The organism is Nocardia sp. X0981 (genome assembly GCF_977089955.1).
The window spans coordinates 123,403-148,037 of the sequence record NZ_OZ372435.1; the positions used below are offsets into that span (position 1 = coordinate 123,403).

Below are 24,635 nucleotides of genomic sequence, written 5' to 3' on the forward strand. Positions count from 1 at the left end.
CACGGGTAGCTCGTGGCAGCAGCGCATATCAGTACTCCACCTGCTGGCTGCGGCGGCGGATCGTGGTGACCTCGTCGCGCTGGTTACCGGTCGGGCCGTGGTAGTTCAGCGCGAACGACTGCTGGGCGTATCCACCGATGAGATGCGAGGGTTTGATCATGATGCGGGTCAGCGCATTGTGGATACCGCCGCGTTTACCCCGGCCGGCGAAGGCCCCGTCCGCGGCCGGAGTCCCCTCGATACGCGGTACGTCCACGGCGCGGTCCTGCGCGTGGTACATGAACACGGTGCCCTCCGGCATCCGGTGCGAAACGATCGCGCGGGCCACCACCACACCGTTGCGGTTGATCGCCTCGATCCATTCGTTGTCGGCCACCCCGATCTTCGCGGCGTCCTTCTCCGACATCCAGATGGTCTGCCCGCCGCGCGAAAGCGTCAGCATATGCAGGTTGTCCTGGTAGGCGGAGTGGATGGACCACTTGGAGTGCGGGGTCAGATAGCGGACGGTCACCCCCCGGTCGCTCACCTCGCCGACCGCGGGCTCGGCGAACAGCGCCGTCATATCCAGCGGGGGCCGGAAGGTCGGCAACTGTTCCCCGAGTTCGATCATCCAGTCGTGGTCGAGATAGAAATGCTGCCTGCCGGTGAGGGTGTGCCAGGGTTTGAGGCGTTCGGTGTTGATGGTGAACGGCGAATAGCGGCGTCCGCCGGTTTCGCTACCCGACCATTCCGGTGAGGTGATCACCGGCACCGGTCGCGCCTGGGTATCGGCGAAGGTGATCCGTTTGCCCTCGTGTTCGGCGGCCAGATCGGCCAGTTCGGTACCCGTGCGCCGCTCCAGGGCGTGGAAACCCTCCACCGCGAGACGGCCGTTGGTGGTACCGGACAGCGCCAGAACGGCTTCGGCCGCATAACTGTCCTTCGCCAGCGACGGCCGGCCGCGCGCCACCCCGGAGACGACGGTTCCGTTCACTCCCGCGAGATACTCCACCTCCTCGCCGGGATGGGTGGTGACGCCCTTGACGGTGAGCCCGAGGGTATCGACCAGAGGGCCCAGCGCGGCCATCTTCTCCGCCACCTTCGGATAATCCCGTTCGACCACCACCAGCCTCGGCATGGTCTTACCCGGGATCGGCTCGCATTCCCCCGCCTTCCAGTCCAGCACCCGGCCGCCCGCCTGGGCCATGGCATCCGGCGAATCGTGCTGCAGCGGCACCGCCACGATGTCCTTGCGCACCCCCAGATGCTTTTCGGCGAGCCAGGAGAAACCGCGCGCGATCCGGTGGAACGCCTCGAAATCGGTTTTCGCCTCCCACGGTGGCGAGATCGCCGGGGTGAAGGCATGCACGAACGGGTGCATATCCGTCGAGGAGAGATCGTATTTCTCGTACCAGGTAGCGGCCGGCAGCACGATATCGGAGAACAGGGTGGTACTGGTCATCCGGAAATCCAGGGACAACAGCAGATCCAGTTTTCCGGTGGCGGCCTCGTCGCGCCAGACCAGTTCTTCGGGGCGCACTCCGGTGGTATCGGCGGTCTGCAGATTGGAATCCGCGCCGAGCAGATGCCGATGGAAGTACTCGTTGCCCTTACCCGAGGACCCCAGCAGATTGGCCCGCCACACCGTGAGGACCCGGGGGAAGTTCTCCGGGGCGTCCGGGTCTTCGCAGGCGAAACGCAGCGCACCGGATTTCAGCCCGTCCACCACATGGTCGGCGGCCGGGCGTCCGGCGGCTTCGGCCTCGTCGGCCAGGTCCAGAGGATTGCGGTCGAAGGTGGGATACGACGGCATCCAGCCCAGCCGGGTGGCCAGCGCGATATTGTCGGCGGCCGTACGGCCCGCGAACTTTCCGGTACCCAGCGGAGAGGCGAAGGCATCGGCGGTGAACGGATCGTAGCGCCACTGGTCGTTGGTCAGATACCAGAAGACGGTGCCCTGCATCTGCCGGGGCGGACGCTGCCAGTCCAGACCGAAGGCGAGGGTGGACCACCCGGTCACCGGACGGCATTTCTCCTGGCCCACATAGTGGGCCCAGCCGCCACCGTTGACGCCCTGGCAGCCGGTGAGCAGGGTCAGGGTGAAGAAGGACCGGTAGATCTGGTCGGAGTGGAACCAGTGGTTGGTACCGGCGCCCATCAGGATCATGGAGCGGCCGCCGGAACGTTCGGCGTTATCGGCGAATTCGCGGGCGATACGCCGGGCCTGAGCGGCCGGCACACCGGTGACGGCCTCCTGCCAGGCGGGAGTGTAAGGCGCGGTGGCATCGTCGTAGCCGCTGGGCCAGGTGCCCGGCAGGCCGGGACGGCCCACACCGTACTGCGCGAGCAGCAGATCGAATACCGTGGTGACCCGCTCACCCGCGACCACCGTGGTCGGCACACCGCGTGTCAGCGTTTCGGGAACGTCGGTATCGAACCGGGGGAACTGTACGGCCGCAGCATCGTCGGTGCGGCCGTACAGCGTCAGGAGCGGCTCCACGCCGCCGAGGTCCAGGTTCCACCGCCCCGTACCGTTCTCGCCGAAGCGGTCTCCCAGCGATCCGTTCGGTACCACCGGTGTGCCCGCGGAATCCAGGATCACGGTCCGGAACTCGGCTCCCTCTTCGGTAGCGCCCAGATCCGTTGCGGTGAGGAATTTCCCCGGTACCACCACCCCGTCCGCACGTTCCTCCAGGGTGATGAGGAACGGCAGATCGGTGTATTTGCGTACATAGTCGAGGAAGCGCGGGGTGGTGCGGTCGACGAAGAACTCCCGCAGCACCACATGTCCCATGGCCATGGCCAGCGCGGCATCGGTGCCCGGACGCGCCGCGACCCATTCGTCGGCGAATTTGGTGTTGTCCGCGTAGTCCGGGGACACCACCACGACCTTCTGGCCGCGGTATCGGGCCTCGGTCATGTAGTGGGCGTCCGGGGTGCGGGTCACCGGGACATTGGAACCCCACATGATCAGGTATCCGGCGTCGAACCAGTCCGCCGATTCCGGGACATCGGTCTGATCACCGAACACCTGCGGTGAAGCCACCGGCAGGTCGGCGTACCAGTCGTAGAATGACAGCATCGAACCGCCCAGCAACGAGATGAACCGGGCCCCGATCGCATGGCTGACCATGGACATCGCCGGGATCGGGGAGAATCCCGCGATACGGTCGGGGCCGTAGTGCTTGATGGTGTGGACATGCGCCGCCGCGGCGATTTCGGCCGCCTCCCACCATTCGGCACGGACGAATCCGCCCTTACCACGGGCCGCCTTGTACGTACGGGAACGCTCGGGATCGGACACGATATCGCCCCAGGCCAGCACGGGGTCCTTCAGCCGCTGCTTGGCCTCCCGGTACATCTCCAGCAGAGCGGAGCGCACATACGGATACCGCACCCGGGCCGGCGAATAGGTGTACCAGGAGAAGGAGGCACCCCGCGGGCAGCCGCGCGGTTCGTACTCGGGTTTGTCCGAGCCGACCGAGGGATAGTCGGTCTGCTGCGATTCCCAGGTGATGACACCGTCTTTGACGTAGATCTTCCAGGAACACGACCCCGTGCAGTTCACTCCGTGGGTGGACCGCACCACCTTGTCGTGCGACCAGCGGTCCCGGTAGAAATCGTCGGCTCCACGCCCGCCCACCTTGTGCACGGTGCGGTTGTCCGCGGACACCTCGCCGCGCTGAAAGTACTTGCCCAGCCGGAGCAGCGTGTCACCGGCGGACGGATCCGTGGACTGCCGACCCGAATCGACCGGGCCCGAATTACGTGGAACAACCACGATGCCCCCTTTTCTGCAAGCGGTGAGATCGGGCTGATGTTCCGACTGTAAGGACGCGGCCGGACCTGGCCAAACGGCATTCTCACATCGAAAACGGCAGGTCGGTGAGCTGTGAGGTGAGCGCAATCTGGCGGTCACGACGACGGCGCGGCCACCGCCGCCACCGGGAAGTCCCACCTGGGAAAACAGGGGCAACCCGCTGCCCCCGCGCCCGTGGCCGGGGCCCATCGGGGGAATCGGTGAATTTTCGGAAATAGCCGCTTCTCCGGCGGTTTACATTTGTTTACAAACCTCCACAAGCCGGTTCACGGCGGAATTCGGCCCGGCCACCCACCACACTTCCACTGATTGGGAATACCTCGTCGGCATCGCCATGAGCCATCGTCTACGCTGCTGCCCGATCCGACCGCGTCGGCGGTCGCTCGAGCAGGTTCGAGGTACGCATGTTCAGCGTTTTCCGGCGGGGGCGTCTTCTGGTATCCACCGCTCTGGTCGTGGTGGCGGCGGCCGCCGGTGCGGCGCTGCTCCCCGCCCCGGTCGCCGAGGCGGCCCCCACGGTCACGGTGTATCCGGGTATGGAAATCCGGCACTCCACCATCACCGACGGAAAAGCGGTGACCAACCGCTGCACGGTCGGGCTCACCGGATCCATCGGGCAGGCACAGTACGCGGTGACCGCCGGCCACTGCTACCAACCCGGTATCGTCACCGACGTCCAGGGAAACCCGGTCGGCTGGTTCGAATTCCACCGCCCGGACGAGGGCCTGAAATTCGGTTTCGCACTCGTCCGGTTGTACGACGGAATCGGCGTCGCCGCCTCCATGGGCCGTTTCGGCCTGTCCACGGTCGATATGAAACCTCAGATCGGTCAGGAGATCTGCAAGCTGGGCGCGACCACCGGCTGGAGCTGCGGCACGATCACCGAGATCACCGACGAATGGCTCTACGCCACCAACGCGCTGGGCGCGGAAGCCGGTGATTCCGGAGCGGTGGTGTACCGCCAGACATCCGACGGCCACGCCGCTTTCGTCGGCATCCTGGTGGCCTACGACAACGCACAGGGCCGCAGCGCGGTCGTGGAGCCGGCCGCCTGGCTGTTCGATCAGATCGACCGCTACGGACCCACCCGGGAGGAACCGTTCGTCTGGTACCGGGTCTGAGCCGCTCGAACCCCCGGCGCCCCTGCGAGCAGCCGGACAGACGCAGATCATCCTGCCGGTGGACCCGGGCGTGAGTGCTGTGCCGGGAACGGACTACGGCCGGTAGCTACGGGGCGCACGGCGCGTATCCCGGAGCGCGCAGCGCCGGAGGCGCTGGTCACCGACGTTCCGTACTCCGATGGGACCCGAGCACCGCAAGGTGGCGGGTATCCGCGCCTCCGGTCCCGTCAGCGCACCCGGGATGCGGCCCCGGCCGCGGACAGGTAACGGTCGGCGATCAACCGGACCACCGCCGGGTGGACACCGATCGGATCGGCGACCCCGGTGGCACCCGCCTGGTGCAGGCGTTCGTGGAACAGGCCGTGCGCCAGCAGATACGAGGCGACGAACACCCGCTCCCGGCCCTCGGCCCGCAGCCGCGCCACCACCTCGGGGACGCGCGGAGCGCCGGTCGCGACGTAGGCGGTACGCACCGGGGTCGCGAGCTGCGCGGTGAGCATACCGGCGGCCCGGCGTACATCGGCGCGGGCCCGCGGATCCGAGGAGCCCGCGGCGGCGAAGACGATCGCGTCCCCGGGCCGCCACCCGGCCGCGCGCAGGCGGACGGCCATGATGCGCGCCAGCGCGGGATCCGGGCCCATCGCCGGAGTCACGGTCACCGCCGGATGCCCGCTGTCGGCAACTTCCCGCGGCACATCCTGGTAGACGTGGTAACCGGAAGCCAGGAACGCCGGAACCACCACGGCCGGCGCCGTTTCCGAGGCGCCCGCCGGAGCGGCGGCGACGAGATCGCGCAGGACTTCGGCGGGGGCGGGACCCAGTACATCGACGAACGCGGTGCGCACCACCGGAGCACCCGCCGCGCCACCGGCCGGGACGAAAGAATCCGGCGCACAACCGCACAGCGCGTACCCGGAGGTACCGAGCGAGAACGCCGCCCGGCGATCCCGCCCGCCGGGCCTCGCCGCGGCGGTATGCGCGCACCGGAACCCCGGTGCGGGTGGCCGGTTCGTTCGCCGTTCCAGCTCACGCCCCACCGCCTCGGCGAGCGCGGCGATCATCTCGACGCCCCGGCCGCTGCGGGTGCCGTGCGCCACCAATACCAGCGGAGGCGTCATCCGGACACCACCGTGCGTACGTAACGGAGGTTACGCGCCGGGACCGCCGACAGCGGCGCGGTGGGCTCACCAGCCGTGTCGTTGCAGTCGGCGGGGTCCATGGCCAGCCGGTACCCGCGTTTCACCACGGTCTGAATCGCTTTGGGGGTGCCCAACCCGGCTCGCAGCCGCGCGATGGCGGTTTCCACCGCGTGGGTGTCGTCTCCCCCACCCGGCAGGGTCGCCAGCAGATCCTCCCGCGAAACCACCCGTCCGGGGTGCCGGGCCAGCGACCGCATCAGCGCCATCGGGGCGGGAGCCAGCTGTTTCACCGTACCGTCGACCACGACACACGCCCCGCGAACACTGATGGTGTGGCCGGCGGCATTGATACGGCCGGCCCGCCGCGGCAGCTCCTCGGCGACATGCCGCGCCAGTGCGCCCAGCCGCGCCCGGCCGGGCATCGTGGTCGGCACACCGAGTTCCTCCAGTGGCGCCGCGGTGATCGGCCCGACACAGGCCGCCGGTACCCGGCCGCGCAGCGCGTGCAGCACACTCTCGAGTACGCCGGTCTCCTTGGCGCGCATGAGCATCGAGGCCACCGCCGGAGCGCTGGTGAAGGTGACGCAGTCGAGGGCGGAGCCGACGATGGATTCGATCAGATGGTCCATCGGCCCGCGATCGGCGGGCGGTTCCCACCGGTACACCGGAACCGGCACCACATCGGCGCCGGCGCAGCGCAGTACCTCGCAGAAGTCGGGGATCGGTTCCCATTCGGTGGTGGCGCCGTGCAACTGCACCGCGATCCGCACTCCTTCGACACCCTCGGCCAGCAGATGGTCCAGCACTTCGGCCGACGATTCGGAAGCCGGAGACCATTCCTCGCGCAGTTCGGCCGCCCGGATGGCGCCCTTGGCCTTGGGACCGCGAGCCAGCATCCGAGTACCGGCCAGCGTGGTGCGCAGCTGTTCGGCCAGGCCCCAGCCCTCCGCGGCCTCCACCCAGCCGCGGAACCCGATCCCGGTGGTGGCCACGGTGATGCGCGGGGGGTCGGCGACCAGCTCGCGGGTCACCCGTTCGAGTTCGGTGTCGTCGGACAGCGGGATGATCCGGATCGCCGGCGCGGATACGACCGTCGCGCCGCGCCGGGTGAGCAGGGTGGCGAATTCCTCGGCCCGGCGAGCGGCGGTGATCCCGACCGTGAAACCGGCCAGCGAGGTGTTCGTCTCCGGAAGCGTCATGCGATACGGCCGTTCGTGGTCACGCCGGCGGCTGCGGGGACCGCCGGCGCCCCAGAGGCCACGGGGGTCACGGGGTTGTCGGAGATCGAGACCAGACCGTCGTCCACGCGCACGGCGTACACCGGCAGCGTCATCGAATCGTCGTCCAGGCACCGGCCGTCTATCAGTGAGAACGCCTGCTTCAGCAACGGTGAGGCGACCACGGGCTCGCCGCCGCGGTCGCCGACGATACCGCGTGACATCACCGCCGCCCGGCCGAAGGGGTCGATATTGCCGACCGCGTACAGCGTGCCCTCGGGCAGGAGGAACAGCGCCGCCTGGTGTCCGCGGGGCAGCAGTACCGCTACACCACGGCCGGGGATCAGATAATCGAGCCGGCACGCCGGGGTCCACCCGGTGGTGGCCGTGGCCACGTTCAGGGTATCGATCACAGTCATAGAGCCTCCTTCGAAGCTGGTACCCACGGCCCGGGGAGACCGCAGCCGAGGCGGAGGTACCGCATCACTCATTGGTACCGGCGTCCTGTTTCCTGATGGTTAAGCCGTCATTTCCCACTCGTAGCGGGCGCCGGCACCACTTCGGGCATGCCGGGCGGGCTGCACCCACACGGCCTGCCCGGCACGCCCTCCGTGGTCACGCCGCACTCCCGCCTCCGGGCATGCCGGGCAGGCCGAGCAGCACAGGGACCTTGCGTTCGCCACTGTCGTCGAAGGCGATGGTGGGGTCGGCCTCGGCAGGGGCGTTGACGAAGGAGACGAAACGGGAGAGCTTGTCCTCGTCGTCGAGAACCGCGGCCCATTCGTCGCGGTAGCCGGCCACATGGGCGGCCATGGCCGCTTCCAGGTCGGCGGCGATACCGAGGCTGTCCTCGCAGACCACCTCGCGGATGTGGTCGATACCGAGGTCCTCCTGCCACGGCGCGGTGCGCTGCAGCCGGTCCGCGGTGCGGATGTAGAACATCAGGTAACGGTCGATGTAGGAGATCAGGGTTTCGTCGTCGAGATCACCCGCGAGCAGGACCGCGTGTTTGGGGGTGAGGCCGCCGTTGCCGCCGACATAGAGGTTCCAGCCGTTCTCGGTGGCGATGACGCCCACATCCTTACCCCGGGCCTCCGCGCATTCGCGGGCGCAACCGGATACCGCCAGCTTCAGCTTGTGCGGGGAGCGCAGGCCGCGGTAGCGCTTCTCCAGCAGGACCGCCATCCCGACCGAATCCTGCTGCCCGTAGCGGCACCAGGTGGAACCGACGCAGCTCTTGACCGTGCGCAGCGCCTTACCATAAGCGTGCCCGGATTCCATCCCGGCGTCCACCAGGCGTTTCCAGATGAGCGGCAACTGTTCGACGCGGGCGCCGAACAGATCGATCCGCTGCCCGCCGGTGATCTTGGTGTAGAGACCGAACTCCTTGGCGACCTCACCGATGACGATCAGCTGCTCGGGTGTGACCTCGCCCCCGGGCATCCGCGGCACCACCGAGTAGGTGCCGTTCTTCTGCATATTGGCCAGGAAGTGGTCGTTGGTGTCCTGTAGCGCGGCCTGCTCACCCTCCAGGATGTGTTCGCTGGAGGTGGAGGCGAGGATCGAGGCGACCGTCGGTTTGCAGATATCGCAGCCGGCGCCCTTACCGTGCCGGGCGATGAGCTCGGAGAAGGTGCGGATACCGGTGGCCTGCACCACTTGGAAGAGCTCGGCGCGCGATTGCTCGAAATGCTCGCACAGCGCCTTGGACATCGCCACACCGGACTGTTCGAGCACCTTCTTGATCATCGGTACACAGCCGCCGCAGGAAGTGCCCGCCTTGGTGCAGGCCTTGATGGCCGGGATATCGCAGGCGCCGTCGGCGATGGCGCCGCAGATCGCGCCCTTGCTCACATCGTTGCAGGAGCAGATCTGGGCCTCGTCCGGTAGCGCGTCGGCGCCCAGCTCCGCCCCGGCCGGGGAGATCAGCGCGGCGGGCTCGGCGGGCAGCGGCCGGCCCACCAGCGGGCGCAACGCGGCGTACTGGGTGGCGTCGCCGACCAGGATGCCGCCGAGCAGGGTCTGCGCGTCGTCGGAGATGACGAGTTTCGCGTAGGTACCGCGGGCTGCGTCGTGCAGCACCACCGACAGCGCGCCCTCGGTGGTTCCGTGGGCGTCGCCGAAACTCGCCACATCCACACCGAGCAGCTTCAGCTTGGTCGACATATCCGCGCCCGGGAACTCACCGGCGCCGCCGAGCAGCCGGTCGGCCACGATCTCGGCCGTCGTGTACCCCGGCGCGACCAGCCCATAGCAGACCCCCTCGATGGCCGCGCATTCGCCGATCGCGTAGATGCGCGGATCCGAAGTGGCCAGTCCGAGGTCGGTGATCACCCCGCCGCGCGGCCCCACCTCGAGACCGGCCGCCCGCGCGATTTCGTCGCGCGGGCGGACTCCCGCGGAGAACACCACCAGCGCGGCGTCGATCACGGTGCCGTCGGAGAGACTGATCTTCAGCCTGTCCGCCGGATCCGCCACCGCGGACCGCTCGATCCCCTCCGTGCCGACACCCGTGTGCACCTGCAGACCCAGCTCGGTGACCAGCTTCGCCAGAATGGCGCCGCCGCCCTCGTCGACCTGGGCCGGCATCAGGCGATCGTTGTACTCCACCACATGCGGGGTGAGCCCGAGCAGGCGCAGCGCGTTGGCCGCCTCCAGGCCGAGCAGTCCCCCGCCCACCACCACACCGTGCGCACCCGGCCCGGCGGCCGCGGCCGCGGCCCTGATGCCGTCCAGATCGTCGATGGTGCGGTAGACGAAGCATTCCGGATGTTCGTGCCCCGGCACGGGAGGTACGAACGGATAGGAACCGGTCGCCAGCACGAGGGCGTCGTAGTCGAGCACCTCACCGGCGGTCGTGGTCACCTTCCGGGCGTCTTTGTCGACGGATTCGGCGCGCTGGCCCAGACGCAGGTCCACCAGCTCGTCGCCGGCGTACTCGTTACCGGGCAGCGCCAGCGCGGCCGGGTCCCAGGCGCCTACATAAGAGGACAGGCCCACTCGGTCGTAGGCGGGCAATTTCTCCTCGCCGAGCACGACGACCTGCCACTGCCCCGCCTCGTCCCGAGAGCGGAGGGCCTCGACGAACCGGTGACCGACCATGCCGTGACCGGCGACGACGACTGTTCTGCGCTGTGCGTTCATGGTGTTCTCCGTGGGGGGATCCGGGGTCAGGCCGACGACCGGGCGGACCGGGCTGCGGTGGGCTGGGCTGAAGTACTGGGGTCTGCTTCGGCGCGGCGGACCAGCGCCTCGGCCGCGGTCACGACCTCACGGTCGGGTATCGGGCCGCTGGGACGGCGCAGGAATACCGACCAGGTGACGAGGGCGCAGGCGATGTAGAAGACCATGAACACCCAGAAGGCGGTGGTCGCGGATTGGGTCGAGGCGTAGGAGGAACGCAGGACCAGGTTGATGCCCACGCCACCCAGTGCGCCGATGGCACCGACGAAACCGATCAGGGCGCCCGAGGTGTTCTGTGCCCAGGCGGCGCGCTCGGCCGGAGCCGCGTCCAGGCTGCGGGCCCGGGCCTCGAATATCGACGGGATGATCTTGGTGACCGACCCGTTGCCGAGACCGGACAGCACGAACAGCGCCACGAAGCCGGCCACCAGCACCCCCAGCACCGGGCCGGAGAAACCCGTACTCGAGCCGTCGGCGATCGTCGAGGCGACGGCGACCACCACGGCGGCGACCATCATGGCCGCGAAAGTGAACAGGGTGACCCGGCTACCACCGATCCGATCGGCGAGTTTGCCGCCGTAGGGGCGGGCCAGCGAGCCGAGCAGCGGCCCGAGGAAAGCGATCTGCGCGGCGTGCAGCGTGGCCTCGGTCACGGTGTCCCCGCCGGCCACGAAGCTGATCTGCAGGATCTGGCCGAAGGCGAAGCTGTACCCGATGAAGGAACCGAAGGTGCCGATGTAGAGGAACGAAACCGCCCAGGACTGCGGCACTTTCAGCGCGGTGAGCATGAAGGACAGATCGGCCTTCTGGTTCGGCAGGTTGTCCATGAACAGGGCGGCGCCGAGCCCGGCGAGCACGATCAGCACCAGGTAGGCCGCGCAGATGACCGAGGCGTATTCGTTACCCAGAGTGGCGATGATCAGCAGACCGAACAACTGGATGACGGGGACGCCGATATTGCCGCCGCCCGCGTTCATCCCCAGCGCCCAGCCCTTGAGCCGCTGCGGGTAGAAGGCGTTGATATTGGTCATGGAGGAGGCGAAATTGCCGCCGCCCAGGCCCGCGAACGCCGCGACCACCAGGAATGTGGTGTACGAGGTGCCCGGCTGGTTGACGAAGTACAGCGTGAGCAGTGTCGGCACCAGCAGGGCCACGGCGCTGAACACGGTCCAGTTGCGGCCGCCGAACCGGGCCGTCGCGACCGTGTACGGAATGCGCAGAATCGCCCCGACGAGGGTCGGTACCGCGACGAGAAAGAATTTGCCCGCCGCGTCTATCCCATAGGTCTCGGCCGGCATGAACAGCACCATCACCGACCAGATGGACCAGATGGAGAATCCGATGTGCTCGGCGACGACCGACCAGATCAGGTTTCGTGTGGCGATCTTCTTACCGCCGGCCGCCCAGGCGGCGGTGTCCTCGGCGTCCCAGTGCTCCAGCTTCGGCCGCCGGCGCAAGGCCGTGACCGTGTTCCGCCGGCTTTCGGTCTGCGTGCTCAAAAGGGCCTCCCAACGTGGTTCGACCCCACGGTAGGAAACGGGTATTGCCGCAATGCTGCCCAAAATGACCGTCGAATCAACGGTTTCTCACGCGGTTCGGCTCGCCCAGGTGAGAAGGCCGCAGTTGTTAACTGGATATGACGTCACTATTTCCGCGCGTCACGAAATGCCCATTTTCCGAGGTATACGCGGTGAGGACGCGCGAAGCGGACGACCGCGTCCTTCCCGGCGTCACCGCGGCACCGGGAAGGTCAGCGGCGGACGACCGTATCCTCGAGCATGCGCGGTTTACAGGCCTGCCAGGCTCCCGTGAGCAGCACCAGTACGGCGACGCACAGCATGGCGAACGGAGCCGTCCAACCGCCGGTCGCGGTGTGCAGCATGCCGAACAGCACCGGTCCGGCACAGGCCAGCGCATAACCGACCCCCTGGGTGAAGCCGGAAAGGGCCGCCGAGCCGGCGGGGGTCCGGGTCCGCAGGTTGATGAGGGTGAGGGTCAGCGGGAAAGTGCTGGGACCCAGGCCGAGCACGATCACCCACAGCACGGGCGCGCTCATCGGTGCGTAGAGCAGGCCCGCGAAGGATACGAAGAAGCACACCGCGCAACCCACGACCACGGGATAGGGGTTCGTGAGCCGCGCCGCCACTGTCGGCGCGGTCAGCGCCGCCACCAAGCCGACGAGCGCGAACAGCGCGACCATCGAGCCACCGAAGGCGGCATCGGCCCCGGCGTCGGCGAAGATCGTCGGCAGCCAGGTGAACACCGAGTATGTCGTCAGGGAGGTCATACCGAACGTGGCTCCCATGCCCCAGGCCAGCGGTGAGCGCCACACCTGCACCGCCGGGCCGGGTGCCCCGCCGGGCAGCCCCTCGGCGCGGGCGAGGTCGTGCCCGCGCCGGGAACGCAGCACACCGATCCAGGGTATGGCGGCGGCGAAGCCGAGGAGCGCCCATACACCCAGGGAGACCCGCCAGCCGTACGCCTCGGCGAGCGGCACCGCGATCAGCGCGGGCACCACCGTACCGATCTGCACCATGGTGATGTAGAGCGCGCTCACCGTGGCCAGCCGGTCCGGGAAGTACCGTTTCACCAGCGGGGGGACCACGATATTGCCGATGCCCATACCGCCGAGGGCCAGTGCGGAGAAGAGCAGGAGTTCGATGGTCCCCGAGACCAGTACCCGGATCGACATACCGGCGCCCGCGGCCGCCATCGCGACCAGCACCGTGCGCTCCAATCCGAGGGCACGGACCAGCAGCGGGGCCAGCAGACCCGTCACCGAGAACATCAGTGTCGGAATCATCCCGAATACGCCGACGACGGCGGTGGAGTAGCCGATCTGTGCGCCGATGTCCTCGGCGAGCGGTGTGAAGGCGGTGACCGCGACCCGGAGCGTGAGCGCGGACACGATGATCGCCGCGAGTACCAGCAGCCGGCCCTCGATCAGTCGGCGGTGTTGCTGCTCGGCGGAAATTTCGGCCGTTTCCGGGATCTCGGGTAACGCAGCAGTCACTGAGAAATCATAGGATGACCCAATGATTTGGACAAGGGATATGTGACGGGCGGTACGCTGTTGCGGTGCAAAGCGTTAGACGCACCAGTCTCATCGCCCAGGTCACCGAGCAACTCAGAGAAGATATCCGTTCCGGCCGATGGCCGATCGGAACTCGGATCCCGACCGAACCCGAATTGGCCGAGCTCACCGGCACCGGCCGGAACACGCTACGGGAAGCGGTGCAGGCACTGGTACACGCCGGCATGCTGGAGCGACGGCAGGGCTCCGGCACCTATGTCATCGCCACCTCCGAGGTCGGCGGAACCCTGAGCAAATATCTCGCCGAAGCCGAGGAACGCGATGTCCTCGAGTTACGCCACGGATTGGAGTCCACCGCCGCCGCGCTCGCCGCCCGCCGCCGCGACGAAACCGATATCGCCACCCTGCACCGGCTGCTCGACGAGCGCAATCGCCTCTGGCGCACGAACCGGGCCGCGGCCATCGACGCCGATGTCCAGTTCCACCGCGCCATCGTGGCGGCCAGCCGCAACGCGATCTACCTGGAATTCTACGATTCCGTGCTCGGCGTCATCGAATCCGCGACCCGTTCGCGCACCGACCGGATCGACAGCTGGTACGCCGCCGAACACCGCGATCTGGTGCAGGCGATCACCGACGGGGACGCCGAACGCGCGGCCAAGACCACCCGGTGTTTCCTCGACACCTTACTGGCCGACTACCACTGATCCTCCGGCCGTGTCGCGCCGGCCCTCCCGGTAGCGCCCGGGATCACCCTCACCCGACGGCTGCGCACCGTCACAGCAGAAAACGCACCATATCCGCGGTACGCACGAGGCCGGGCAGCGCTTCGGGCGTCGATCGCGGATGCAGCACATGTACGGCCAGCCGGAACATCACCGCGCGCAACAGCATCTGCGGCCATTCCGCAAGATCGGCCCAGCGCTCCAGCAGCCCGTCGTCGGCGCCACCCCAGGAGAGCGCGTCCACCACGACCACCCCCGCCGCCCAGGCCGGTGGGCGCCAGTACGGGGTGATATCGGTGAGCGACGGGGTCTGCGTACCCGCGAACAGCACCGTACCGAACAGGTCACCGTGCACCAGCTGCGGCGGGGTGCGCACCGGTTTACGCAGCGTGGCCAGCTGCCCGAGCAGATCGATACTGTGCCGGCCGTCCGGAGAATTCTCCACCACCGCTCCCGCGGCCCGCAGCGTACGCAAGGGCACGGTCTCCCAGGCCGCCCGATCCGCGGCCGCGAAAACATCCACGTCCAGCCACGACGTCATCGGCGGCTGGGCGAGGAAACGGGGCCGCTCCAGGGTGGCGGTGGCCTTGTGCAGCCGTAACGACACCGAGACCACTTCGTCGTGCCGGGGTTCGGGAGCGCCGGGCATATACGTGTCACACCGCCAGCCGGACACCACGTAACGTCCGTCGGTGGCCCGCACCGGACGGGCCAGACGCAGGCCGTCCACCCGCAGATTCTCACGAACCTTCGCCGACCATGCCGCCCGGGCATGATCGGCGACAGGGCTGAGCACCACATCACCGAGGCGCCAGCCGCCCTCCCAGTCACCGAGCGTGACCGGGCTCATCTCGCGCAGGCCGAAAGTGGCCCGCACATGCTCCGGGGGTTCGACAGTGGTGGTCACGGCCGTACCGTACTCCCGGAGCCGGGCCCGGACCGGGTGCCACACCGTGGTGTGGCCGGGCCGCGACACGCCGTTACGGCGGCGCGCCGGAGGCCGTGCCCCGGCGCTCGAGCACAGGCCGACGGGCCGCGGCGGCCCCGATCACGGCTACGGATATCAGTACACCGGCAGCGAAGGATCCACCTGTTTCGCCCACGCGATGACCCCGCCCTGCAGATGGGTGGCATCGGCGAAACCAGCCCGTTTCAGCGCGGCCAGCGCCTCCGCCGACCGCACCCCCGTCTTGCAGTGCAGCACGATCTTGCGGTTCTGTGGCAGTTCGGCCAGCGCCTCACCGGACAGGATGCGCTCCTTCGGAACCAGGGTCGCGCCCTCGATGTGCACGATGTCCCATTCCACGGGTTCGCGCACATCGATCAGTTCCACATCACCGGCGTCCAGCAGCTCCTTCAGCTCGCGCGCCGTCACGGTGGAACCGGCCGCGGCGGCCTGCCCCTCCTCCGAGACCACACCGCAGAACTCCTCGTAGTCGATCAACTCGGTGATCGGCTGACGCGCGGGATCACGGCGCAGCTTGATGGTCCGGTAGCTCATATCGAGTGCGTCGTACACCATGAGCCGGCCGAGCAGCGGATCGCCGATACCGGTGATGAGCTTGATGGCCTCGGTGACCATGACCGAACCGATGGAGGCGCACAGTACGCCCAGGACACCGCCCTCCGCGCAGGAGGGAACCATTCCCGGCGGCGGCGCCTCGGGGTAGAGATCGCGGTAGTTGATCCCACGGCCGTTCGGCGCGTCCTCCCAGAACACCGAGATCTGGCCCTCGAAGCGGTAGATCGAGCCCCACACGTACGGCTTCCCGGCGAGGACCGCGGCATCGTTGACCAGGTAGCGGGTGGCGAAATTATCGGTGCCGTCGAGAATCAGATCGTATTCGCGGAAGAGTTCCACCGCGTTCTCCGGCTCCAGGCGAACCTTGTGCAGCCGCACATCGATCCCGGAATTGATCTCCAGAATGGAATCGCGGGCGCTGTCGGCCTTGGCGCGGCCGATATCGGATTCACCGTGGATGACCTGCCGCTGCAGATTCGAGGCATCCACCTCGTCGAACTCCACGATGCCCAGGGTGCCGACCCCGGCCGCGGCCAGGTACAACAGAGCCGGAGAGCCCAGCCCACCGGCGCCGATCACCAGCACCTTCGCGTTCTTCAGCCGTTTCTGCCCGTCCATCCCGAGGTCCGGAATGATCAGGTGACGACTGTAACGGGCGACCTCGTCCCTGGTCAGCTCGGCGGCAGGCTCCACAAGTGGGGGCAGGGACTGCGGTGATGACACGTCCTGTACTCCTCGTATCGAATAAGCCGGTTGTGGTGGCGCGAATGCCGTCGGCGACCGAGCGGTGTTCGAGCGCCCCGGCGTCGGTTCCGGATACAACGCCGGTACGGAGAGCATTCTTCCCCGGCCCCGGGAGCGCATCGCGTCCGGCTCAGCCACGTGGGTAGGGCCAGGGGTTGAAGCGGCAGGTCCTGCCGTCCATCGGCACCACTCCGAACGGATCCAGGGCAGCGATCTCGTTGTTGGCGGTCCCGAATGTCTGCTGCATCATCACCGGCGCCAGCCCCCCTTCGCTCTCACACGGCTGATGCGCGTGGTAACCGATCGCGTGCCCGACCTCATGGTTGACCAGATACTGCCGGTAGGAGCCGATATCGCCCTCGAAGGCAGGCGCCCCGCGCACCCAGCGTGCCTCCGACAGCACCACCCGGGCGTCATCGGAGTCGTAGCAGGACGAATCGATGGGGATCTCGAAACCACACACCCGGCGGGTGGTCCCACGAGCGGTGAGCGAGATCCGGAAATCCGGTTCGCCGCCGTCTACTCGCTGGAAGGCGAACTTGGGGTCGTGCACCCAGCTCTTCGGGTTGCCGAGGGTGGAATCCACCATCCGGGCCACCGCTTCGTCACCGCCGTACTCCCGGGTGTCGATACCGTTCTCGACTTCCACGGTGTAGGTGAAGGTCTGCTGCTCACCCACACCGACCCGAGGGGAGCCACCACGGACTATCCGCCAGGTTCCCTTACCGGTTTCGGTGAATTTCCCGCCCGCGGGCAGCGCCCCCACCGGCAGATCGTCCGGGAAGCGACCGTCCCCCGGCGGGGCGCCGATGATGCCGGCGCTGGCCGGTGGCGGCCCCAGGGCACCCAGTTCCGGATCCGCGGGATCGGCGGGAGATCCGGATCCGGCCCGGACCGCGTCGACGACCACGACGACGGTGAGCACCACCAGTACCGGCAGTGCGTACACCCGCCACCCGTATCGGGCAGCGAAACACCGCAACCGAGCGCGCTTACCGGCCCCGCCGCCGGAATCCGTGGGCGCGACACCGGCCGGGTCCCAGCTCGCGCGCAACGGACGCCGGGTGCGGTCCGGGAATGGAACAGCGGATTCGTCGGCCACCGGCGCCGCCTCCGCGGCGACCACGCGGTCCGGTTCTCGGGGGCGGTGCGCGCTGCGCCCGCCGCCGGAGGGATTGTCCGGTCGGTCGGTCACACCTTTCAGACTCTCATAAGCGCCCGGCACCGGGGACGACGGTGGGGGCCGTCGGCACCGCGAACGCGGCCGTCCGGGCCGCTCCTACGGTTTTTCCCGCCGAACGCTCACATATCGGCCGGATATCGGGTTCACCGACCCGGGTCAACAGAAACACCGGAAGCGAGTATGGTGCTCGAATGACCCGGTACACACCCCTTTGCCGGGGAAACGACTGGGAGATCCGAATATGACCGACCTCGTGGACCGGATGACGTCCCGCCCCTCGTCCGGCACCACCCCCAAACGTGGCACCCGGCTTCCACGTGACGAACGGCGTCAGCAGCTACTGGCCGCGGCCAGTGAGATCTTCGTGCTCCGCGGCTACCACGCCGCCGGAATGGACGAGATCTCCCAATGCGCGGGCGTCAGCAAACCGGTGCTGTACCAGCACTTCACCAGTAAACTCGAGCTGTACCTGGCCGTACTGCAGAACTACGTCGACATGCTGGTCTCCAGTGTGCGCCAGGCCCTGCGCTCCACCACCGACAACAAACAGCGGGTCCGCGCGGCCGTCGCCGCCTACTACGATTTCGTCGACAACGAGATGCAGGGTTTCCGCCTCGTCTTCGAATCCGACCTCACCAACGAGCCCCAGGTGCAGCGCCGGGTCGAACAGGCCACCGAAGCCTGCGTGGACGCCGTATACGATCTGGTCGCCCACGACTCCGGTCTCGACCCGTACCGGGCCCGTATCCTCGCCGTCGGCCTGGTCGGTGCCAGCCAGTTCACCGCGCGGTATTGGCTCGAGGCCGATCGTCCCATCCCGAAGGACGAGGCCGTGGACACCACGGTAGCGCTGGCCTGGGGCGGTCTGAAGCACATCCCCCTGCATCCGATCGCCTGACCCGCGCACCCTACACACAAGGAAGCCCCCGCCCGAATCGGCCAACCCGGGCAGGGGCTTCACTCGTGCGGGCTCAGACCGCCGCGAAACCCACTCGGCCGCCGGTTACCGCACCGATCTCCACGTACGCCACCTTGCCGGCCTGGATCAGGTACTTCCGGCCCTTCTCGTCGGCCAGCGCGAGCACTCCGCTGGTGGCGCTCAGTGCCTCGGACACGAGAGCCTCGACCTCGTCCGGGCTCTGCGAGCTGGAGATGACGAGCTCACGCGGGCTATCCGAAATACCGATCTTGACCTCCACGGCCAACCTCCGAACCTAGAGTCCTGTGCTGTCCTGGCCAGGTTAGTCGAGCGGGAAAGCGCTCGGTACGCGACAGGGTGCGCTCTGAGCGAACTCCGCGGTTGCGGGTGGGAACACACTCAGAGGCCGAGTACCGCCATTCGTTCGGCGTGGGCGGTTTGCATGCGGTCGAACAAAGCGGCGATCCCGTTCAGATCGCCCGTGGCCGCCAGCACCAGTTCGGTCAGTTCATCGCGCTGGGCCATCACGTACTGGGCCTGGGTGATCGCCTCGCCCAGCAACCGCCGGCCCCAGAGGGTGAGGCGGTCACGCTCGGAGCGGCTGGTCCGGACCGCGCGGCGTACTTCGTCGACCACGAATTCCGAATGGCCGGTATCGGCGAGTACATCCCGCACCACGGCCGCGACATCCGGGCTCAGGGCTCCGGCGATCTCGCGGTAGAAATCTGCGGCGATACCGTCGCCCACATGGAATTTCACCATCGATTCGAGCCAGGTGGACGGGTCGGTGGAGCGGTGGTAGTCGTCCAGCGCGCGGGTGAAAGGCGCCATCGCCGCGTAGATATCGGTGCCGCGGCCGGTGAGGGCCTGCTCCAGTCGCTCGAAGTGCGCGAGTTCGGCCGCCGCCATCCGGGCCACCGCGACCTTGCCGTGCAGGCTCGGGGACAGCGCGGCCTCCTCGGTCAGCCGGTAGAACGCGGATATCTCGCCGTAGGCGAGCACCGCGAACAGGTCGGTGACACCGGGGTGGTCGGCGGGAATCGGCGAAGACGGCGTAGCGCTCGGTGTGACCCCCAGCGCGACGGGTGACTGTGCTCCCATGGAACTCCAGCGTAGTACGCCGCCCGTGGAGACCGGCCGGGTCACGGCCGTGTGGTGAGGAATTTGTCGAGATAGGTCCAGGTCGTCTCGCGGGCGGTGGCGCCGGTGAGGATTCCCAGATGCCCACCGGGCGCGGTCTCGTAGTGGATATCCCGGGCGCCGGTGAGCGTGGCCAGCCCGTGTTCGACGGCCCGGGCGGGGGTGATGACATCGGCCGGTCCGCCCACCAGCAGTACCGGGGCGGTGATATCGGCGAGCCGAATGGGTCCGCGGCCGAAATCCACCACTCCGCGGCCGATTTCGTTACGCAGTATCAGCCGGTTCCACAACTGCTGGTACATCCGGCCCGGGTAGCCGGGCATATCGGCCATGAACCGGTCGATGGCCTCCATCCGGGCCAGCGATTCGGTGCGGGCGAGGTTGTTGGCGATGAACCAGGGACGTTTGATTTCACGATCCCATGCGGTGAGGCGGTAGCCGAGGCGGGTGAGCGGTGCGGGCACCCCACCCATCGCTCGCATGGCCGCACCCACGGCGGCGCCGGTACCGGTGACCCGGGCAGCGGCGGCGAGTTGCGGGGTCAGCGGCATCGCGTTGTAGTCCAGCGGCGAGCCGATCGCGGTCACGGACCGGACGGGCAGACCGGCGTCGGCGGCGGTGGTCAGCAGTGCCATCGTGCCGCCCAGCGACCAGCCGACCAGGTCGACCAGCGGTTCCCCGCCGGCAGCGGCCCGGTCGGCGGCGGTGCGGTCGATCGCCTCGGGCAGGATGTCGTACACCCAGTCGTCGAAGCCCATGCGGCGGTCGGCGTAGGTGATTTCGCCGTAGTCGATCACGTAGGGGGCGCGGTCGGTTTCCAGGAGGAATTCCGCCAGGCTCTGTCCGGGCCGCAGGTCGAAGCAGCTGGCCGGGGCCGCGAGTGGCGGCACCATCAGGACCGCCGCCGCGGACGGCGCGGCGCCACCGGCCACGGGGGCCGGTTCGAAACGCCGCAGTTGACGGTGCGGTTCGTCCCACAGCACCGAGGCCGGAGTCGGCCGGCGTCCTTCCACTCCGTCGCCGAAAGTCAGGGCCCAGACATTGCGCGCGGCTCGTTCGACGGTCCGGGACAGCTCGCCGCTGGTGTCCATCGCGCGCACAGCGCGATCGGCCAGGGCGATACCTCGGTCTGCGATACTCACGGCACGAATCTCTCATACTCCGGTACGGGGGTACCAGCTACCGGAAAGGCCGAACGTGCCGGATGTGCGCCGAATCACCTTTCCCACCGACCCGTTTCCGCGGACACGCGGGAAAGTCACCGCCCCGGGCGGAATACCCTGCCGGACAGGTGTGCTCGGCGGCGCCGGGCGGAAACCGGGCCGCGTTCGGCGGACTCGTTCCGGCGCGTTTCGGAGGGCGGAACAATAGCACGCTACAATCGCAACGGACAACGGAAGAATTCGGCCGATCCGTAAGAACCGGCAGCACCGAAAGTCGCGTACCCCGGGTACGCGAGGCGGTGGCCAGAGAATTCTCCGCTGTCCACGGAAAATGTGCGCGCACCAGATCCGCGTCACCGATGCGCTGCGCCGATGTCCGAGCTTCGCTGTCCCGCACCGGGGCACTGCCGACATCCGGCGGCGGCCCGGGTGAATATCGCAGGGCGGATCCGTGGTCGTCGTGGACCGGCCGGTCCGCCCCACGCCTCGTGCGCGTGTAGCGCGATAACGAGGGAAGGCACGAACCTGAGCAAGATCACTGTTGAACCGGAACCAGGTCTGGCGGATACGCTGCTGACAGCCGAGCTGGACTCGGCGCACACCGCGCCGACTTTCGCCGAATTGGGCGTTCGCGAGGAAATCGTGCGCGCGCTCGGCGAGATCGGGATCGAACGTACTTTCGCAATTCAGGAACTGACCCTGCCGTTGGCGTTGGGCGGCGAGGACCTCATCGGTCAGGCCCGCACCGGAATGGGGAAGACCTTCGGGTTCGGGGTTCCGCTGCTCCATCGGATCAGCACCGCCGAATCCGGCACCTCCCCGCTCGACGGCACCCCCCGCGCACTGGTCATCGTGCCGACGCGGGAACTGTGCCTGCAGGTCACCCAGGACCTGGAGAACGCGGCGAAATATCTGTCCGGCCGGCAGGGGCCACTGCGGGTGGCCGCGATCTACGGCGGCCGCCCCTACGAAGCGCAGATCGAGGCGTTGCGCACCGGTGTGGATGTCGTGGTGGGAACCCCCGGCCGGCTGCTGGACCTCGCCGCTCAGCAGCATCTGATCCTCGGCAAGATCGGCGTACTGGTCCTGGACGAGGCCGATGAAATGCTCGATCTGGGCTTTCTGCCCGATATCGAACGCATTCTCGGAATGGTGCCCGACAAACGGCAGACGATGCTGTTCTCCGCGACCATGCCGGGCCCGATCATCACCCTGGCCCGCACATTCCTCACCCGCCCCACCCATATCCGGGCCGAGGAACCGCATGATTCGGCGGTACACGACCGCACCGCGCAATTCGTCTACCGGGCACACGCGCTGGACAAGAGCGAATTGATCGCACGGGTACTGCAGGCCGAGGGCCGCGGCGCCACCATGATCTTCACCCGCACCAAACGTACCGCGCAGAAGGTCGCCGACGATTTGGCCGAACGCGGTTTCGCGGTGGGCGCGGTACACGGTGATCTCGGTCAGATCGCCCGTGAGAAAGCGCTCGCGAAATTCCGGAAGGGCACGATCGATGTCCTGGTCGCCACCGATGTCGCCGCCCGCGGTATCGATATCGATGATGTGACCCACGTCGTCAACTACCAGTGCCCCGAGGACGAGAAGACCTATGTGCACCGTATCGGCCGTACCGGCCGTGCCGGACGCACCGGTGTCGCGGTCACGCTGATCGACTGGGACGAGCTCGCGCGCTGGACGGCCATCGACGCCGCGCTCGGGCTGGGGATTCCCGATCCGGTGGAAACGTATTCGCGGTCGCCACATCTGTTCACCGATCTGGGCATCCCCGAAGGTGTCACCGGCACCGTCGGCGCCCGGAAACCGCAGCGCGACCCGGATGCCGTGGTGGTGGAACGTCCCGAACGGGCGCCGCGCAAACGCAACCGCAAACGCACCCGCGGCGGAAAGCCGATCGAACCGGATACGACCACGACCGAAAACGACACGGACGCCGCCGCCACCGTGGCCGAGGCCGAGGACGAAGCCGCCGGCTCCGGCCACGACACCGGTGAGGAGCCCGGCCGGAGCACGCGCCGGCGCCGGCGGCGTCGCCGCGCGGTCGAGGACGAGACCGCGCGACCGGACGAAGCAGCCACCGAAGGTCCCGCAGCCGAAACCGCCGCACGTTCCGCGGCGGAGTCCACCGAGGCCCCCGGCCCAGACAACACGGACAAACCCGCCCGTCGGCGGCGGCGGCGCAAGCCGGCCGCGAAATCCGGTGAAGAGGCCGGCACGGCCGAAGGTGCCACCCCGGACGCGGGTGCGAATTCGAGCGAGCCGGCTCAGGACTGACCCCGCGCGGTTCCCAGCGCCGGCGATGTCCGCACCGCCGGCGCTGGACCGACCGGGCCGGGGTACAGCGGCCCAGCACCGTCGGGCGGGCCCACCACCATCCGTTACTCTCGCCTACGTGCTCGCACCCGAGCGGCGAACGCGCGCCGATATCGTCACCGCAGCCGCGATCGCCGTCTTCGTAGTGATCGCGGTGATCGTGTCCTGGGCCACCAGCGATGTGGCGGGCACCGAGTCCATCGTCGCCGACCAGCCGGCCCGGGTGCCGCGCAACGCCACGAAACTTCCCACCGAACTGCGCGAAGTGTGGCGCGCCGCCGATACGGCGGCAGCTCGCGCGCTCACCTCCGAGGGCGTGGCGGTCACCGCGGCGGACGGTACGGTCACCGGCCGGGATCCGGGTACCGGCGAGCAGCGGTGGCGCTACACCCGTGATATCCCGCTGTGCGGGGTCGAGGCACAGTTCGGCATGGTGGTCGCGGTCTACCGCACCGAACGCGGCTGCAGTGAGACCACCATGTTGTCGGGCGCCGACGGGCGGCGCCGGACCGCCCGCAGCAGCTATATGGACGATCGTGTCCGTCTGTCGGTGGACGGCACCTATGTGGTGGCACAGGGCCCCGAACGACTGGAGGTGTGGCGTTCGGATCTGGTGCGCACCCTCGAATACGGCTACGTGGACGCCCGGGAGAACTGGAAGACCCAGCCGCGGCGAGGCTGCGCCCTCCAGTCGGCCGCCTCCAGCCCGTCCCGGCTGGTGGTGCTCGAACGGTGCCCGGACGAGCCGGCGAACCGCCTCAGCGTCCTGGCTCCGGCCCCCAAGGACGACAACGTTCCCGAAGAGTACGGTTCCCGGATCCTGGAGGGCCCCGGCGCAGATTCTCCCGAAGCCCGGGTGATCGCGGTATCGGACAACCGCATCGCGGTGTACCAGCCCGGCGCCGAGTCCTCGGCGCCCCGGCTGACGATTTTCGATGCCAAGGGCAAACCACTCGTGGTGCAGGAACTTTCGGCGCCACTGGCGGAGACCACCACGACCACCCGTACCGCCTCGGCTTTCCTGATCTTCACGGGTAACAGTGTCATCGCCTTGCAGGCCAGCACTTTCGAACCGATGTGGACCGCCGCCGACGCACTCGGCGCGCCGGTACCGATGGCCGGGAAGCTCCTGATGCCGGTAGCGGGCGCCCTCGCCGCGCTCGATCCGGCAACCGGCTCCGAGATCACCCGTATCCCGGTGGCCCGGCCCGATTACGGTGGCGGGCCGATCTCACTCGGCGTCCTCGGCAATACGGTCCTCGAACAACGCGACGGCCGGCTGGTCGCTCTCGCCGACCCCGACGCCCCCGACTCCACTCCCGGTGACGCGGCACGGCCGGCCAAACCGCTGCGATGAGTGGTGTCGCGCAATACTCTGCGGCACAGCGTTTTCTGTCGGTACTCCGCGG

Annotated in this window: 18 protein-coding genes; 5 read left to right on the plus strand and 13 right to left on the minus strand. The window is 68.2% G+C overall.

The features are described from left to right. Positions 1-28: 28 nt before the first annotated feature. Complete coding sequence (locus ACYR7D_RS00590) at positions 29-3,763, minus strand: nitrate reductase subunit alpha (protein WP_459549943.1); 3,735 nt, start codon at positions 3,761-3,763, stop codon at positions 29-31. A 440-nt stretch (positions 3,764-4,203) separates the two neighbouring features. On the opposite strand from ACYR7D_RS00590, the gene ACYR7D_RS00595 reads away from it, so the two are divergent. Next, complete coding sequence (locus ACYR7D_RS00595; protein WP_459547684.1) at positions 4,204-4,920, plus strand: chymotrypsin family serine protease; 717 nt, start codon at positions 4,204-4,206, stop codon at positions 4,918-4,920. A 227-nt stretch (positions 4,921-5,147) separates the two neighbouring features. On the opposite strand, the gene ACYR7D_RS00600 is transcribed toward ACYR7D_RS00595, so the two are convergent. The 6 genes from ACYR7D_RS00600 to ACYR7D_RS00625 form a co-directional block, all read right to left on the minus strand. Next, positions 5,148-6,038, minus strand: coding sequence for a sirohydrochlorin chelatase (locus ACYR7D_RS00600; RefSeq protein WP_459547685.1), 891 nt, complete (start codon positions 6,036-6,038; stop codon positions 5,148-5,150). Further along, positions 6,035-7,258: a uroporphyrinogen-III synthase gene (locus ACYR7D_RS00605; RefSeq protein ID WP_459547686.1), complete on the minus strand. Its 1,224-nt coding sequence runs from the start codon at positions 7,256-7,258 to the stop codon at positions 6,035-6,037. The genes ACYR7D_RS00600 and ACYR7D_RS00605 overlap by 4 nt, the downstream gene beginning before the upstream one ends. Then, positions 7,255-7,695, minus strand: coding sequence for a nitrite reductase small subunit NirD (nirD, locus tag ACYR7D_RS00610; protein WP_459547687.1), 441 nt, complete (start codon positions 7,693-7,695; stop codon positions 7,255-7,257). The genes ACYR7D_RS00605 and nirD overlap by 4 nt, the downstream gene beginning before the upstream one ends. A 196-nt stretch (positions 7,696-7,891) precedes the next feature. Beyond that, entirely contained in the window at positions 7,892-10,420 is a 2,529-nt protein-coding gene (gene nirB / locus ACYR7D_RS00615; protein ID WP_459547688.1) for a nitrite reductase large subunit NirB, read from the minus strand. A 26-nt stretch (positions 10,421-10,446) separates the two neighbouring features. Further along, entirely contained in the window at positions 10,447-11,916 is a 1,470-nt protein-coding gene (locus ACYR7D_RS00620) for a nitrate/nitrite transporter (RefSeq protein WP_459549944.1), read from the minus strand. A 293-nt stretch (positions 11,917-12,209) separates the two neighbouring features. Then, complete coding sequence (locus tag ACYR7D_RS00625) at positions 12,210-13,472, minus strand: MFS transporter (protein WP_459547689.1); 1,263 nt, start codon at positions 13,470-13,472, stop codon at positions 12,210-12,212. A gap of 65 nt (positions 13,473-13,537) precedes the next feature. Here ACYR7D_RS00625 and ACYR7D_RS00630 point away from each other — a divergent pair, with 65 nt between their 5' ends. Next, positions 13,538-14,200, plus strand: a complete 663-nt coding sequence (locus tag ACYR7D_RS00630) for a FadR/GntR family transcriptional regulator (RefSeq protein WP_459547690.1) — start codon at positions 13,538-13,540, stop codon at positions 14,198-14,200. Positions 14,201-14,270: 70 nt separating this feature from the next. On the opposite strand, the gene ACYR7D_RS00635 is transcribed toward ACYR7D_RS00630, so the two are convergent. The 3 genes from ACYR7D_RS00635 to ACYR7D_RS00645 form a co-directional block, all read right to left on the minus strand. After that, positions 14,271-15,125: a TIGR02569 family protein gene (locus tag ACYR7D_RS00635; protein WP_459547691.1), complete on the minus strand. Its 855-nt coding sequence runs from the start codon at positions 15,123-15,125 to the stop codon at positions 14,271-14,273. 156 nt (positions 15,126-15,281) lie between these two features. Next, the gene (gene moeZ, locus ACYR7D_RS00640) at positions 15,282-16,463 is read right to left on the minus strand and encodes an adenylyltransferase/sulfurtransferase MoeZ (RefSeq protein WP_459547692.1); all 1,182 of its coding nucleotides are present in this window, start codon (positions 16,461-16,463) and stop codon (positions 15,282-15,284) included. Between the two features lie 151 nt (positions 16,464-16,614). Continuing rightward, positions 16,615-17,679, minus strand: a complete 1,065-nt coding sequence (locus ACYR7D_RS00645) for a DUF3152 domain-containing protein (RefSeq protein WP_459547693.1) — start codon at positions 17,677-17,679, stop codon at positions 16,615-16,617. A 229-nt stretch (positions 17,680-17,908) separates the two neighbouring features. Here ACYR7D_RS00645 and ACYR7D_RS00650 point away from each other — a divergent pair, with 229 nt between their 5' ends. Beyond that, positions 17,909-18,565 carry a TetR/AcrR family transcriptional regulator gene (locus tag ACYR7D_RS00650; protein ID WP_459547694.1) on the plus strand — a complete coding sequence of 219 codons (657 nt, stop codon included), beginning with the start codon at positions 17,909-17,911 and terminating at the stop codon, positions 18,563-18,565. Positions 18,566-18,638: 73 nt separating this feature from the next. Here the strand turns inward: ACYR7D_RS00650 and ACYR7D_RS00655 are convergent, their stop codons facing one another. The 3 genes from ACYR7D_RS00655 to ACYR7D_RS00665 form a co-directional block, all read right to left on the minus strand. Continuing rightward, positions 18,639-18,866 (minus strand): DUF3107 domain-containing protein, encoded by a 228-nt coding sequence (locus ACYR7D_RS00655; protein WP_459547695.1) that lies wholly within the window; start codon positions 18,864-18,866, stop codon positions 18,639-18,641. Positions 18,867-18,985: 119 nt separating this feature from the next. Then, positions 18,986-19,687, minus strand: coding sequence for a ferritin-like fold-containing protein (locus ACYR7D_RS00660; protein ID WP_459547696.1), 702 nt, complete (start codon positions 19,685-19,687; stop codon positions 18,986-18,988). 41 nt (positions 19,688-19,728) lie between these two features. Then, a complete protein-coding gene (locus tag ACYR7D_RS00665; protein ID WP_459547697.1) occupies positions 19,729-20,868 on the minus strand; it encodes an alpha/beta hydrolase in 1,140 nt (379 codons plus the stop codon). A gap of 525 nt (positions 20,869-21,393) precedes the next feature. Between ACYR7D_RS00665 and ACYR7D_RS00670 the strand changes: the two genes are divergently transcribed. Together ACYR7D_RS00670 and ACYR7D_RS00675 are read left to right on the plus strand one after the other, a co-directional pair. Then, complete coding sequence (locus ACYR7D_RS00670; protein WP_459549945.1) at positions 21,394-23,187, plus strand: DEAD/DEAH box helicase; 1,794 nt, start codon at positions 21,394-21,396, stop codon at positions 23,185-23,187. Between the two features lie 118 nt (positions 23,188-23,305). Then, the gene (locus ACYR7D_RS00675; RefSeq protein WP_459547698.1) at positions 23,306-24,583 is read left to right on the plus strand and encodes an Rv3212 family protein; all 1,278 of its coding nucleotides are present in this window, start codon (positions 23,306-23,308) and stop codon (positions 24,581-24,583) included. Positions 24,584-24,635 lie beyond the last annotated feature (52 nt).

What these genes read in the sequence shown, in the direction of transcription:
- nirD (WP_459547687.1), bottom strand. Translation starts at nt 7,695, where the DNA reads ATGACTGTGATCGATACCCTGAACGTGGCCACGGCCACCACCGGGTGG.
- ACYR7D_RS00605 (WP_459547686.1), bottom strand. Translation starts at nt 7,258, where the DNA reads ATGACGCTTCCGGAGACGAACACCTCGCTGGCCGGTTTCACGGTCGGG.
- nirB (WP_459547688.1), bottom strand. Translation starts at nt 10,420, where the DNA reads ATGAACGCACAGCGCAGAACAGTCGTCGTCGCCGGTCACGGCATGGTC.
- ACYR7D_RS00660 (WP_459547696.1), bottom strand. Translation starts at nt 19,687, where the DNA reads ATGGGAGCACAGTCACCCGTCGCGCTGGGGGTCACACCGAGCGCTACG.
- ACYR7D_RS00650 (WP_459547694.1), top strand. Translation starts at nt 17,909, where the DNA reads ATGACCGACCTCGTGGACCGGATGACGTCCCGCCCCTCGTCCGGCACC.
- ACYR7D_RS00595 (WP_459547684.1), top strand. Translation starts at nt 4,204, where the DNA reads ATGTTCAGCGTTTTCCGGCGGGGGCGTCTTCTGGTATCCACCGCTCTG.
- ACYR7D_RS00600 (WP_459547685.1), bottom strand. Translation starts at nt 6,038, where the DNA reads ATGACGCCTCCGCTGGTATTGGTGGCGCACGGCACCCGCAGCGGCCGG.